Raw genomic sequence first — 13,735 nt, forward strand, 5'->3', positions numbered from 1 at the left:
TTCGATGAATCAGGCAAAAGTTATCGTGGTCGGAGAGCTTAATGTGGATTTAATTTTTGCAGGCAGCGGCATCCAGCCGGAGCCGAATCGCGAAAAGCTGGTGGAGGATTTTCGGCTTGCGCTGGGATCCTCTTCGGCGATAACCGCGGCTGGTCTGGCCGGACTAGGCCTTGAAGTAGAACTGGTATCGATCGTTGGTGATGACGATTTTGGCCGGTTTTGCGTCAAGGAGCTGGAAAATTTCGGCGTTGGCACCGGGAATGTCAAGCTTGACGCTACGATGCGCACGGGAGCAACGCTGTCCCTGACGGACGGCCGCGACCGATCGCTGCTCACCTATCTCGGCTCCATCGCTTCCGTAACGCCTGAGCTTATACCGGACTCGCTTTTTGCCGGAGCTTCCCATGTTCATTTCGGTTCCTATTATTTGCAGGCAGGAATGAGGGAGCATTGGGCGGCGCTGTTCCGCATGGCGAAGGAAGCCGGTCTTACGACGTCGTTTGATGTGGGCTGGGACCCGGACGAGCAGTGGGACCGCGAAAGGTTGAAGCAATTGCTGGAGTGGACCGATTGGTTTTTGCCGAGCGAGGAAGAGGCAATGGCGATTTTTGAGTGCAGCGACATTAATGAGCTGCCAAAATATCTGCCGGAGCGCCGTGGATATGTAGCGGTGAAAAGAGGCTCTGCCGGAGCGCTGATGATTAAGCCTGACGGCACCGTAATTGAAGGGGAACCTGTACGGGTGTCGCCGGTCGATACGACCGGAGCTGGCGATTCCTTCAATGCCGGTTTGATTGCGGCGCGGCTGAACGGCAAGCCGGAACAGGAAGCGTTAACGTATGCCAATGTATGCGGAGCGATGTCGACGCTGCGTATCGGAGGGGCAGGGAGCCTGACCATCGAGGACTTGAAGCAGTTTTGGCAAGCCCAGCCCTAGAACTCTGCCTTGCATGACGACGAAATTGAGGAGTGACAAAAACGATGAAGCAAGTCATGGGAGTCCACACATACCGGGAAATAGCCGAGCAGCCGCAGGCGTTGAAAGAAGCCTATGAAGAAGCGCTTCGCCGCAAGGAATGGGCCGAAAGCTACCTGGGCGACAATGCCGTGCAGCAGACGCTCTTTTTAGGATCGGGCTCATCCTATTACCAAGCGATCACAATGGCGGCAACCTACCGTTCCTGGCTTAAACGTCCGGCGACTGCGCTGCCGTCCTCCGAACTGCTGCTGATCAGGGGGCAAGCCGTGCTGGAGCATTTAAACACAGTTGCAATCGGCGTATCCCGTTCCGGGGAATCAACGGAAGTTGTTAAAGCGCTTGAATCGGTGGAAGGATTGGACAACTGGCGGCTGGCTGGAGTGACCTGTTATGCGGACAGCTCCATGGCCAAGCTTGGCGACAGCCTTGTATCCAGACTGGGAGCGGAAAAAAGCACCGTTATGACCAAATCGCTCGCCAGTATGATCGTTGGCATGCAAACGGCGATTGCGCTTGTGTCCGACCGGTCTGAGGAACGTCTGAAAGAGCTGGAGCAGCTCGTGCAGGCTCAGGAAGCGCGGGTACAGGAGGGCGAACGGCTTGCGGCAGCGACTGTAGCCGCCCGGAATTTTGACCGTACTGTATTTCTTGGCATGGGAGCCATGTTCGGCATTGCCGAGGAAGGCTGCTTGAAGCTGAAGGAAATGTCCAATACATGGACGGAAAGCTTTGGCACGCTGGAATTCCGGCACGGTCCAAAGTCAATCGTCGATCAGCACACATGCGTCATTGTGCTTGTGTCCGATCAGTCCCGCGATGCGGAGCTGAAGGTTGCGCGCGAAATGCAGGAATACGGAGCTCATGTTGTCGTTGCAGCCTCCGCCGCGGGTGAAGATACCGCGTTTGCGGATACATTTGTGGAAACCGGCCTGGTTGGTGCTTCTGATGAAGCACGTGCTGCAGCTGCGCTTCCGTTCCTACAATACTATGGTTACTTTACGGCTCTGAAGCGCGGCAACAATCCCGACGAGCCTCGCAATTTGACTCAAGTGGTCCTTATTTGATCATCAGGAGGAATAACGATGTCTTTGGTCTCATCAACTCCGCTGCTTCAAGCTGCGCGGGCGAACGGTTACGCCGTTACCGCATTCAACGTTCATACGCTTGAGATGCTTCAGGCTGTCGTAGAAGCGGCGACAGAGCTTAACGCTCCTGTTATTTTGCAATCAACGATGGGCACGGTCAAACATCTTGGGGCTGATTATATTGTAACCGCTGCGCGGGTCGCTGCGTCCAAGACGCATGTTCCAGTGGCGCTGCATCTGGATCACTGCCATGAGTTTGAGATGATCGTCCAATGTATCCGCGCCGGATATACTTCCATTATGATTGACGCTTCGATGAAGCCGTTTGCGGAAAACGTAGCGGACACAAAGCGAATTGTCGAGCTAGCCGCTGCTATCGGTATTAATGTTGAAGCGGAGCTCGGAAAAGTAGGCGGCGTTGAAGACGACATTACGGTGGAAGATCATGAGGCTACGCTTGCTGATCCGGATGAATGCGCGCAATTTGTTGCGGCGACCGGCGTTGCGACGCTTGCGCCGGCCATTGGTACGGCTCATGGCATTTATAAGGGCGAGCCCAATATCGATTTTGACCGGATAGGTCGCATTGCCTCGCGGGTAAAGGTTCCGCTTGTGCTCCATGGCGGCTCCGGAATTCCGGAAGAGCAGGTAAAACGGGCGATTGCGCTGGGTATGGCCAAAATGAACGTTGCCACCGAGCTTCGCATTGTATTTTCAGATGCGATCAAAAAAGTGTTTGCGGATAATCCGGCAGTTGACGATCCTCGTCATTATTTGAAGCCGGCGAAGGATGCGCTTCGCGAGGCTGCTAAAGAAAAAATCCGCATGTGCGGCGCGGTTGGCCGCGCGGTGGATCATGTATCCTGAGCTTAAACCGGCTATCGTATGCGGAGCGCTGAATCCCGCCGTAGACAAACGGCTGCATGTGCCAAAGCTATCCATCGGCAGTGTGCAAAGAGCGAGCATGCAGGAGTCGACGCCAGGCGGCAAGGGGCTGAATGTCTCCAGAGCGGCAGCCTCCCTTGGCGTGCAGGTTAAAGCCGCCGGATTTTTAGGCGGGGAGAACGGGGAGTGGATTCAAAGCGCTCTTTACGAGTCCAGAATCGGACAGGAATGGCTGTATGTTTCGGGGCTAACGAGAATGTGCTTGAATATTATTGATGATTCCAGCGGCATATCCACCGAGATTTTGGAATCCGGCCCTGAAGTAAAAGCGGAGGAAGCGCTTGAATTTATCGGCCGCTGGAAGGCTTTGAGCGAAGAGGGCGGCTGGATGACATTGTCAGGCAGCTTGCCGAAGGGGCTTAAAGACAATTATTATGCCGAGCTGATCGCTGTGTCCCGATCCGAAGGAGCAGTTACCGTACTGGATACTAGCGGTACGGCGTTAATCAAGGGAATTGAAGCCGGGCCGCATACGGTCAAGCCGAATGAAGAGGAGTTCCGCCAGTGGACCGGAGCCGATCCGCGGAATAAAGCAGCGGTCCAGCAGCTTGCCTCAGAGCTTGCGCTAAAAGGCGTAAAAGTGCTGATCGTGTCCCTTGGCAAGGAAGGCTGTATTGCTGCAACGGGTGATGGGGAGTTATGGCGCGCAGTGCCTCCGGCCGTCGACGCCGTTAACGCCGTCGGCAGCGGAGATTGTTTTGTAGCCGGCTGGACGGTGGCGAATGCCAGAGGGTTTGACATCGCACAGTCATTACGCCTGGCGACGGCCGCTGGGGCTGCCAATGCGATCTCCAGCAGCACGGGCAAGATCAGCTTGGCTGACACGGCAAAGCTGTCTGCGTTGACAACGGTAGAACGTTGGTAGAAGGGAATCGCGCGAACAAAAGAGCCGTCTCATAAGTCGTCGGAAGCGACTAATGAGACGGCTCTTTCAGGATATACCGATTCAATAATTTTATTACCGGGTTAAAATCCTAAGCAGTGTACCATTGATTTCATATGTTATATAGGAAGAATTAAAATTGGTAACGGTCCATCCTGAAGTGCCGACACCCCAATCCGCCTTTGAGAATAAATCAGCGTTAAAGCTGCCATAACCTATATAGGGCAAGCTAACGTCAAATTTTACGGTGGCTATATGAGATGCGACTCGGGATCGCTGGACCTCAAAGCTTTAGGCGCTGTTTGAAGGAATAATCAAATTTTCAGGTGGACCGGGTTTTTCAAACTGATTATTTTGGGAAACCAGGTGTAGATTATAAGAGGGAATATTTACTAAATCAAAACATTGAACCGCCGCCCGATCCTGTTGCAGAGTACAGCGAGGTATCAAAAGATCCAAATCCAATATAGGGCAAAGTAACCGTGAATGTTGCAGTGGCTGTATGGGGGGTGGCAGGGGATGCTTGTACCTCAAAATTATAACTGCTGTTTGGGGGAATAACGAGATTGAGCGGTGGTCCCGGCCTTTCAAACTCATTATTTTTGTCCGTGAGTGTTAAATTGTAACCCGTGTTGTTTTCCAGATCGAACCTTCTTGAATCTGTAATAGATTGATCCTCACCAGTACCTCTAATAATTGAATATCCGCAAAAAAGACTGGCTACTATTACGAGCAGGATAAATAAAACAAGAATGATTCCGATGTTTGAACCTTTGCTCTTGAAATTGCTTAAAGCCGCGCGTTCATTGCTCATTTTCATTCCTCCCCAAAATATATAATTCTATTGTATGTAGAGTAGAAAGAAAGGTTTGGGCTAATCGTTGCATGTCAAAAAAAGCGATAACAACAGAGAGGGGCTCTACTCTGTCGCTATCGCTTTTTGCATATAGGCGCTTTATTTGTACTCGTAGGCTCCGATATCAACCGAGGCGCCGAGAAGCCGGGTCTTACCAGCCAGATCGGTAACACCTATAGTTGTTGCCAGCTTCTCTCCTTTGTTCACAGCGGGGGAGGCAGCGCTCAGACGATAGTCGCGGGCCGCCGCATTTACGAAAAGCGGATTGACAAACAAAGAGTTTGCATCGTTTTTAGTGGCTTTTTTATAGGCGGCAAAGCTTTTATAGGTCGAATCTTTCCAAGTCCATTCCGATCCGTTCGCGCCGCCAGTCCCGTAGTAGAGGTTATAGTTCACAATATTGCCGCTATTTTTTGTATATTGATTCTGGATCATAATATTGGAAGAGCTGGCGACCAGGATGTTATTTTTGATGATGTTATTTTTGGTGTCGTACTGAAGCAGGATTTGGCCGCCTTCATACCCGATCGTATCGTTTTGCACAAGCGTATTGTTGACGATTTTGCTGTCGACGGTGGAGCCGCGTTCCGTATCATATCCGCCGATGGCAATGCCGGTGTAGCTGTTGGCGTAGATCAAATTGTTGCGCAGCGTGATTCCGCTTGTGGATTTGCCGTAATGTTCGCTGGCCAGCTCCACGCCGATGTCGTTTTTATAGCTTTTATTGCGCTCAATAACAATATTTTTGCCGCCGTCTACGTAGATTCCGCCTGCGGAATACTGATCATTCGGAACCGGTCCGTACGATGGGTTTTTGGTAGCTGAAATGTTGTAAACGGTGTTGCCGCTAATCAATCCGTTCCGGGCCTGATCGTTTGCAGGAGCAACGTCCTCAAAGCCGATTATGTCGATCCCGATGTTGTCGTTGTCATGGACAAGGTTGTTGGTCACCTTGAACGTATCTACGTTGCCGTTCAGCACAAGCGCTTCGCTGGAGCCAAGCACAAGATTAGACAGCTCGTTGCCGTGGATCGTAATATTTTTGAGAGCGGTAGACTTTGTTCCAAAAACAGCGATACCATGCGCATTGCGGCCAGTCCAATCGTCGCCGTCTTGGATTACTTTGGCATTGCTCTCAATATGATGCACCTTGTTGCCGCTCAACTCAATATTGCTGCCCGCACCGGATATGTAAATTCCCATCGGGACTTCGTCATAAACGGAGGATTTGAAATTGCGAACCTCAAAATTTTTAAACTTAATGTTGCTGGCATTGGAAATTTCGACGAGTCCTTCGCTTTGATCCGAAATTTTTAGCCCGCTTCCATCGATGACAGCTTTTGCGTTCGAGTAGCTCTGGAAGGTGATTGGAGCGGAAGCCGTGCCGGATTTAGTAATCTTCAGCTTTTGATTATAGACACCGCCAAGCACATAAACCGTATCTCCCGGGGCTGCCGTATTGGCAGCTTTTTGGAGCGTCTTAAAAGCGGAGCCAGTGCTCGTTCCCGAGTTGCTGTCACTGCCGCTCGTAGAAACATAGTAGGAGGAGCTGGCATGCACGATCGTTTCATTGCCGGCATATTGGAACGCTGTAATAGCGGTCGCTGCAGCAGTAGCCATAAGGACAAGCTTAAACCCTTTTTGTGTGAGCATCATCATGGGGTCTCCTTTTATCGATAAACGGATTTTAGATTACTATTTCACTAGTTTTATATCATTTACTTAAATATTATGTCAACTTTTAAGGGTTTTTTGTTACTAATTTCATAGAAAATTGAGCAAAAACTATTACATTAGTATGTATAAGCTTGCAAATGCAACTATTTTGTCATTATCGCGTTGATATTTGGGGAGAGGAAAGGCTGCTCCGTTTTGGAACAGCCTTTTTGAAATCATTATTGTTTCTCGTAAGCTCCGATGTCGACCGTACCGCCTTGAACGCGCGCGTTGCCAGCGAGATCGAGTGCGCCGATAATTGCCGTATCCGTGCTGCCGGCGTTAATTGCCGGTGAGCCGCTGCCAAGCGTGAAGTTAGTCGTAGGGCTAACGAGCAGCGGATTGGTCAGCAGAGAGCTGGCGTCGTTACCGGTCGCGGATTTGTACGAGCTGAAGCTTGTGTAGGATACATTTTTCCAAACCCATTTGAGGCCCGAAGTTCCGCCAACACCATAAAAGAGGTTGTTGTTCACGATATTGCCGGTGTTTTCGGTGAATTGATTTTGAATCAAAATTTTGGAGGAGCTGGCGACCATAATGTTATTTTTAATGATGTTATTTTGCGTATCGAATTGAATCAGCAGCTGTCCGCCGTTGTTGCCGACCGTGTCATTGTTGTACAGGGTGTTGTTTACGATTTTGCTGTCTACAGTAGATCCGCGCTGGGTGTCGTAACCGCCGATGGCAATTCCGGTATACCGGTTGTTGTAGACGAGGTTGTTACGCACCGTAATGTTGGAAGTGGAGCCCCCGTCCCATTCACTAGCCAGTTCAATTCCCATATCGTTGTTGAAGCTGCGATTTTGTTCGATCACGACGTTTTTGCCGCCATCGACATAAATGCCGCCAGCACAGTAGCAGTCGCTATCATAGGCGGGGTTGTTTTGAACGGCAATATTAGAGATGCTGTTGCCGCGAATAACGCCGTTGCGAGCTTGGTCATATCCGCTCGGTGCTGTTTGCTCGAAGCCGATAATGTCGATGCCGATATTGTCGTTATCACGGACGATGTTATTCGTAATGGAGAATCCATCTACGTTGCCGTTAAGCACGAGCGACTCGCTGCTTCCCAAGACGAGGTTGCTCAGCGTGTTGCCGTCAATCGTAATATTGCTCCAAGGAGTTGTTTTGGTTCCGTAAACGGAAATGCCGTGCGCGTTTCTGCTGCTTGAAGCTGTGTTTTTAATATTATTTACGTTATTATTCCGAAGCTCGATGTTGCTGCCTGAGCCCTCCAGGGCAATGCCTACCGGGACGGCGCCGGAGCTTGTTGTTTTAAAATTACGGATTTCAAAGCCTTTAACCTTAATGTTGCTGACATTGGCCATATGAACAAGACCCTCGCGGCCGCTAACGGATAAGTTGTTGCCATCAATCACAACGGCGCCGTTATTGTAGTTTTGGAATGTAATCGGCGAGCTGGACGTTCCTGATTTGGTGATTTTTAACTTCTGATTGTAGGTGCCGGCCATGACAAATACGTTGTCTCCCGCATTAGCCGTATTGGCCGCTTTTTGCAGCGTTTTGAAAGCGGAGCCTGTGCTTGTTCCTGAATTGCTGTCGCTGCCGGATGTGGAAACGTAGTAGGATGTTGCGGCATGGACGGTAGATTCAGCACCGATCAGTTGAAACGCGGAGAAGGCGATTGCTACTGCGGACACCATAGCTCCCAGTTTAACGCTTTTAAATTTAGTCATTAATGATTCTCCTTTGTCCGATAAAGTAATTTACTTATGCCGATCTCTGGATGTCGTCTCTGCCGGTTCACCTCCTAATGAAAGCGTATTATTTATTGCGCAAAACAATTAGACAAAATTGCGCAAACCTTGCAACTTGTTTATAACATTTTCCGAAAACAGTGTCAACGGTGAAAATCAATTCGATTGTTCATGTGGAATGAAACAGGCTGCTCCATCGCTGGAGCAGCCTGTTTATGCGTAATTATTGCTTTTCGTAAGCACCAATTTCAACAGTGCCGCCAAGGACGCGCGTTAGTCCTGCCAGATCAGTAGAGCCGATAATAGCGGTATCCGTGTGGCCGGCGTTTATCGCCGGAGAGCCTGTGCTTAGCGTGAAGTTTGTTGTTGGGCTAACGAATAGCGGATTTGCTACCGCTGAATGAGCATCGTTGCCAGTTGAGGATTTGTAGGTGCTGAAGCTGGTGTAACCGGAAGTTTTCCAGTTCCAGGTCAAGCCCGATGTCCCGCCAACGCCATAGTACAGATTGTAGTCTACGACATTGCCTGTATTTTGAGTGTACTGATTTTGAATCAAAATTTTGGAGGAGCTGGCGACCATAATATTGTTTTTGATGATGTTGTTCCTGGTATCGTATTGAACGAGCAGCTGACCGCCTTCCTGGCCGACCAAATCGTTATTGTAAAGAGTGTTGTTGACGATTTTGCTGTTTGTAGTAGAGCCGCGATTCGTATCGTAGCCGCCGATGGCGATTCCCGTGTAGCTGTTGTTGTAAGCAAGATTGTTACGAACGGTAATATAGGAGGTGGACTTGTCCGGCCATTCGCTTGCCACTTCTATGCCAATATCATTGTTGTAGCTGCGGTTGCGTTCAATGACAACGTTTTTGCCGCCATCGACATAGATTCCGCCTGCCGAGTAGTCCGTTGAAGGATAAGAAGGATTTCCTTGAACGCTGACATTATAGATTAAGTTGCCGCTGACAACGCCGTTTCGCGCTTGATCTACTGATTCGTTAGGAGCTTTGCCTTCAAAGCCTATAATATCAATGCCGATGTTATCGGAATGGTGGATCGTATTGTTGGTTACGGAAAATCCGTCAACGTTGCCGTTAAGCACGAGCGCTTCGCTGGATCCCAAGGTGAGGTTAGCCAGTGTATTACCATCAACGGTAACATTGCTAAAGGCCGTTGTGCTGGTTCCATAAACAGCGATTCCGTGGGCATCCCGTCCTTCACGATCACTGCCTGCAGGTGTTGCTGTGCTTGCAATATGATGAATATTGTTGTTCCTGATTTCAATATTGCTGCCGGATCCGGTAGCAAAAATTCCAACCGCTGCATTTCCGTTTGTAGACGTTTTGTAATTGCGGATCTCAAAGCCTTGAACCTTGATATTGCTGGCATTTGTAATCTGAACAATGCCTTCCATGCCGCTTACGGGTAAGCCGGTACCGTCGATAACGGCAACATCGGTATTGTAGTTGCGGAATGTAATCGGTGCGGAAGAGGTTCCGGAATTCGTAATTTTAAGCTTTTGATTGTATGTGCCTGCCAGCACATTAACTGTGTCGCCGGGACCTGCTGTGTTGGCGGCTTTTTGCAGCGTTTTAAAGGCTGAGCCTGTGCTAGTTCCCGAGTTGCTGTCGCTGCCGGAAGTAGACACGTAATAGGAGGTTGCCGCATGGGCAGTCGGCGGGGATCCAATCAATTGAAATGCGGAAAAAGCAATTGCTGCTGCGGAGATCATTGCTCCGATTTTATAGCCTTTTGGTTTCATGAAATACTCTCCTTTATTCGATGGGTTGGCATTGCTTGTGCCGATACAATGCTGTCGTTATCGCTCGTCACCTCCAGCATAGCAAGATGTTTTTGCGTAAAATCGCTTAATTATTGCGCAAATTGACGCAATTCGGTTATAACATTTTCCGAAATGAGTGTCAATGCGATTTAGGAGTTTTTTCATTCGTGATTTTAATTAATGACTGATTTAACCTAACAATTAATAATTAATATTGAGTAATTAATATGTGAAGTCACTTTATGAGTTAAAAAAAGAAGTTTTATTCTCTGTAAAATTGTTATTAATTTTAATTTCTATATATTTATAATTAAGGAAACTGCTCCTCGAATGCAGGCAAATCGCTCCCAATTCCATGTTATGATAGAGACAATTGTGAGTGGCGTGAGGCGTATGCCTCCGTTTCAGCTAGGCTTGATCTGGATGGAGGAAGGAAGACGCAAGATATGGACAAGGAACTATGGAGTGAATCCGAAATTCAACTCCGCTGCGGCAAGCTATCCAGCCGTAAGGGGAAGGAATTGGCAGCGGAGGGGCTTGTCGCCTTACATGAATGGTCCCTGGAAGGGGATCGTCTGTCTGCCGACATTATTGGCAAAGATGCCGCGCGGGTAGAGCTGGCTTTTGGAAAACACGGACTGTCTGAGGCGAGCTGCAGCTCCTGCCCGTCACTCGGCTCCTATAATAAAAGCTGTAAACATATCGCTGCTGTCCTATATGCCGTGAAACAGCGGCAGAAGGAAAAATCAACTGTCAACTCGCGATTGCGCGCTGCCCATAAACCGGCGTCAACTCGTACAGCGGAGCAGTTAGAGCCTGCTGTTACCAAGAATCAAACGCAGCCAGGCTCGGATGCGCTCGCCAAACTTATGGCCGCGTTTATCCGTAAGCCGCGTGCGGGTTCGTCCTTAACTCGTCCGGCGTTATTTGACCAACGCGAACCGCTGGACATGAGACTAAAGTTTCAGCCCAAAATCATGAGGGACACGCTTTTGTTTGCCGTCAGCCTCAGCGCTCATATCGAAGGAGGCTGGCAGCCCATTTTCCGCGTGAGAAGTTTTCTAGAGAGAGTAACGGAAGGGCGTCCGGCAACAATTACGCGCAAATCGGCTTTCGACCCGGAAAAACACCGGTTCAAACAAGAGACCGCCGCTTTAATCCGGCAGCTGGGAAAGATTGTTTCAACCGAAAAGCTGCTGCGCTGGGAGAATGCCGGGCTGTATAGCCAGCATCGGGAAGAACTGCTTGAAATTCCTCCGGCAGAGTGGCCGATGATTATTCAGTTGGCTGAGGTTAGTCCCGAGGCTCGATTGAGGCATGGAGAGCATGAACAGCCCTTTACTGTGCACCGGACCGGATCGATGGACTTAAGTTTTGAGCTTTCTTCCGGCTTAAACGGGGGAGGAGTTCTTTCGGCTGAAGGGCTTGGCGAATTGCTTGTGTTGGCTGCTTACGGCGCCGCGCTGCACGGCGGCAAGCTGCATGATTGCGGGAGCGAGGCATGTGAAAGACTGACTGCATTGCAGCAGCTGTTTCGGTTGGCTCCGGATGCCAAAATCAGCCTTAACCAGGACCAGCTGGAAGAGCTGAGCCGGCATGTGCTGCCCGGGCTCGGAAGGCTGGCAAAGGTGCGGTTAAGCAGCGCAATGGCTCAGCGGATCGAGCATCCTCCACTAAAAGCAAAGCTGTATTTAGATCGGGTAAAGGACAGACTGCTGGCAGATATAGAGTTTCACTATGGGGAAGAGGTTTTTCGGCCGCTTCAGCAAGAGGAGCCGCGAACAACGGGGAAATTGCTCGTGCGCGACCGCGAGAAAGAGTATGACATTCTAGAGCTGATGAATGAAGGCCGGATGAGCATGACCGAGCGCGGCTGTTTTTTGGACAGCGAAGAGGATGAGTTTCACTTTTTATATACGGTGCTGCCTCGTTTGGAGCGGCTTGTTCAGGTGTATGCCACAACGGCGGTAAAAACGCGGCTTCACCCTGAAGCCCAGACGCCTATTGTCCGGGTTTACCCTGACGAACGCACGGACTGGCTGGAATTTCGATTTGATTTGGATGGAGTTCCCGAATCAGAGATTCGCTCTGTGCTGCGTTCGCTGGAGGAAAAGCGGCCCTACCACCGTTTGCGCAATGGAGCGCTGCTGCCTCTGCAATCGGATGCCTATCAGGAAATGATCCGGTACATTAACGAGACAGGTTTCACCTATGCGGAAAGAACCTCGTACGGATACCGGCTGCCAGCGGCTGCGGGAGTGCCGTTGCTTGATGCAGCGGTGTCCAATCGGGTTGTTCAATCCACTGAACAAGCGAAACAGCTGCTCCAAGCTCTTAAACAGCCAGGGCATGCAAATTATCCGCTTCCGGTTGAGCTGGACCACGTGCTTCGAGATTATCAAAAGCTCGGCTATCAATGGATGAAAACATTGGCGGCTTACCGTTTCGGAGGTATTTTGGCGGATGAAATGGGATTAGGAAAAACCCTTCAAGCGTTAGCGTTTATGCTGTCCATTCTGCCGGAAATTCGCTCCGAACGTCGGCCGGCTCTAGTGGTGTGCCCGTCATCGCTAGTGTACAACTGGGCTGCCGAGCTGGAAAAATTCGCGCCGACCCTGCGTGTTTTGATTCCGGACGGGACGAAAAAGGAGCGTTTGCACAAGCTAAAGTCCTTGCAAGAGGCGGACATCGTGGTAGCATCCTATCCGCAGCTCCGTTTGGACGGGGAGGTGTATGCGGCTCATCCTTATACTGCGCTCGTTCTGGACGAGGCTCAGACGATCAAAAACGAGTCGACGCTTACGGCCAAAGCGGTGGCTCAGGTGACGGCGGGTTACAAATTTGCTTTAACCGGTACGCCCGTTGAAAACCATGCTGCTGATCTTTGGTCGATTTTTCATGCTATTTTCCCCCGTCTTCTGGGGAGCAAAAAACAGTTTGAGGAGCTTCGGAGAGAAGAGCTGGCGCTGCGGATACGTCCTTTCCTGTTGAGAAGGCTGAAAAGCAGCGTGTTGGAGGAGCTGCCTGACAAAATTGAGACGCTGCAAAGCGCCGAGCTGCTGCCGGAGCAGAAGAAATTGTATGCCGCTTATCTGGTGCAGCTGCAGCAGGAGGCGCTGAAGCATATCGATAAAGACGAGCTGGAGCAAAACCGCATTCGAATTTTGGCGGGGATAACAAGATTGCGGCAAATTTGCGGTCATCCCGCTCTGTTTGTGGAAGATTATGCTGGAGGCTCAGCCAAGCTGGAGCAGCTGGTGGGATTAATTCAAGATGCGCTGGAGTCCGGACGCCGCCCGCTTGTATTTTCCCAATTCACGACGATGCTTGGTTTGATTCGCCGGCGGTTGGAGGATGCAGGGCTGGCTTGTTTTCAATTGGACGGCTCGACGCCGGCCCGGGATAGAGTGCCGATGTGCCGTCGTTTTAACGAGGGAGAGCGGGATGTGTTTTTGCTTTCCTTGAAAGCTGGAGGGACCGGTTTAAATTTAACGGGAGCGGACACCGTCATTTTATATGATTTATGGTGGAATCCTGCCGTTGAGCAGCAAGCTATGGACCGTGCGCACCGGATTGGGCAGAAAAGAGTGGTGCATGTCATTCGCCTTCTTGCGAGAGGCACAATTGAGGCCAAAATGGTTCAGCTTCAGCAGCGCAAGCAAGGTTTGATGGAAGAGCTTGTCCAGCCTGGCGGTGCTGAGCCTGCGGCATTATCCGAAGAGGAGCTGCTGGATTTGCTCGGCTTGCCTGGTCATTAAAAAAACAAAACTCCG

9 protein-coding genes are annotated in these 13,735 nt (G+C 50.3%); 5 read left to right on the plus strand and 4 right to left on the minus strand.

The features are described 5' to 3' along the window. Positions 1 to 4 precede the first annotated feature (4 nt). The 4 genes from M3223_RS07645 to M3223_RS07660 are packed head-to-tail and all read left to right on the plus strand — an operon-like array spanning position 5 to position 3,874. Positions 5 to 937 carry a carbohydrate kinase family protein gene (locus tag M3223_RS07645; RefSeq protein ID WP_251560669.1) on the plus strand — a complete coding sequence of 311 codons (933 nt, stop codon included), beginning with the start codon at positions 5 to 7 and terminating at the stop codon, positions 935 to 937. Positions 938 to 981: 44 nt separating this feature from the next. Continuing rightward, positions 982 to 2,043 carry an SIS domain-containing protein gene (locus M3223_RS07650; RefSeq protein ID WP_251560672.1) on the plus strand — a complete coding sequence of 354 codons (1,062 nt, stop codon included), beginning with the start codon at positions 982 to 984 and terminating at the stop codon, positions 2,041 to 2,043. An 18-nt stretch (positions 2,044 to 2,061) separates the two neighbouring features. Continuing rightward, the gene (locus M3223_RS07655) at positions 2,062 to 2,931 is read left to right on the plus strand and encodes a class II fructose-bisphosphate aldolase (protein ID WP_251560674.1); all 870 of its coding nucleotides are present in this window, start codon (positions 2,062 to 2,064) and stop codon (positions 2,929 to 2,931) included. After that, on the plus strand, positions 2,921 to 3,874 hold the full coding sequence (locus M3223_RS07660; protein WP_251560676.1) for a 1-phosphofructokinase family hexose kinase: 954 nt from the start codon (positions 2,921 to 2,923) through the stop codon (positions 3,872 to 3,874). Before M3223_RS07655 ends, M3223_RS07660 begins: the two co-directional genes overlap by 11 nt. A 415-nt stretch (positions 3,875 to 4,289) precedes the next feature. On the opposite strand, the gene M3223_RS07665 is transcribed toward M3223_RS07660, so the two are convergent. The 4 genes from M3223_RS07665 to M3223_RS07680 form a co-directional block, all read right to left on the minus strand. Beyond that, entirely contained in the window at positions 4,290 to 4,706 is a 417-nt protein-coding gene (locus M3223_RS07665) for a hypothetical protein (RefSeq protein ID WP_251560678.1), read from the minus strand. 141 nt (positions 4,707 to 4,847) lie between these two features. Beyond that, positions 4,848 to 6,404 carry a right-handed parallel beta-helix repeat-containing protein gene (locus M3223_RS07670; protein ID WP_251560680.1) on the minus strand — a complete coding sequence of 519 codons (1,557 nt, stop codon included), beginning with the start codon at positions 6,402 to 6,404 and terminating at the stop codon, positions 4,848 to 4,850. A gap of 239 nt (positions 6,405 to 6,643) precedes the next feature. Then, positions 6,644 to 8,161: a choice-of-anchor Q domain-containing protein gene (locus M3223_RS07675; RefSeq protein ID WP_251560682.1), complete on the minus strand. Its 1,518-nt coding sequence runs from the start codon at positions 8,159 to 8,161 to the stop codon at positions 6,644 to 6,646. Between the two features lie 244 nt (positions 8,162 to 8,405). Then, positions 8,406 to 9,911 (minus strand): right-handed parallel beta-helix repeat-containing protein, encoded by a 1,506-nt coding sequence (locus M3223_RS07680; protein ID WP_435368002.1) that lies wholly within the window; start codon positions 9,909 to 9,911, stop codon positions 8,406 to 8,408. Between the two features lie 497 nt (positions 9,912 to 10,408). On the opposite strand from M3223_RS07680, the gene M3223_RS07685 reads away from it, so the two are divergent. Next, complete coding sequence (locus M3223_RS07685; protein WP_251560686.1) at positions 10,409 to 13,720, plus strand: DEAD/DEAH box helicase; 3,312 nt, start codon at positions 10,409 to 10,411, stop codon at positions 13,718 to 13,720. Positions 13,721 to 13,735 lie beyond the last annotated feature (15 nt).

The organism is Paenibacillus pasadenensis (assembly GCF_023715725.1).
Lineage (GTDB): Bacteria > Bacillota > Bacilli > Paenibacillales > Paenibacillaceae > Paenibacillus_O > Paenibacillus_O pasadenensis_A.

What these genes read in the sequence shown, in the direction of transcription:
- M3223_RS07660 (WP_251560676.1), top strand. Translation starts at nt 2,921, where the DNA reads ATGTATCCTGAGCTTAAACCGGCTATCGTATGCGGAGCGCTGAATCCC.
- M3223_RS07665 (WP_251560678.1), bottom strand. Translation starts at nt 4,706, where the DNA reads ATGAGCAATGAACGCGCGGCTTTAAGCAATTTCAAGAGCAAAGGTTCA.
- M3223_RS07670 (WP_251560680.1), bottom strand. Translation starts at nt 6,404, where the DNA reads ATGATGCTCACACAAAAAGGGTTTAAGCTTGTCCTTATGGCTACTGCT.
- M3223_RS07685 (WP_251560686.1), top strand. Translation starts at nt 10,409, where the DNA reads ATGGACAAGGAACTATGGAGTGAATCCGAAATTCAACTCCGCTGCGGC.
- M3223_RS07675 (WP_251560682.1), bottom strand. Translation starts at nt 8,161, where the DNA reads ATGACTAAATTTAAAAGCGTTAAACTGGGAGCTATGGTGTCCGCAGTA.
- M3223_RS07680 (WP_435368002.1), bottom strand. Translation starts at nt 9,911, where the DNA reads ATGATCTCCGCAGCAGCAATTGCTTTTTCCGCATTTCAATTGATTGGA.
- M3223_RS07645 (WP_251560669.1), top strand. Translation starts at nt 5, where the DNA reads ATGAATCAGGCAAAAGTTATCGTGGTCGGAGAGCTTAATGTGGATTTA.
- M3223_RS07650 (WP_251560672.1), top strand. Translation starts at nt 982, where the DNA reads ATGAAGCAAGTCATGGGAGTCCACACATACCGGGAAATAGCCGAGCAG.
- M3223_RS07655 (WP_251560674.1), top strand. Translation starts at nt 2,062, where the DNA reads ATGTCTTTGGTCTCATCAACTCCGCTGCTTCAAGCTGCGCGGGCGAAC.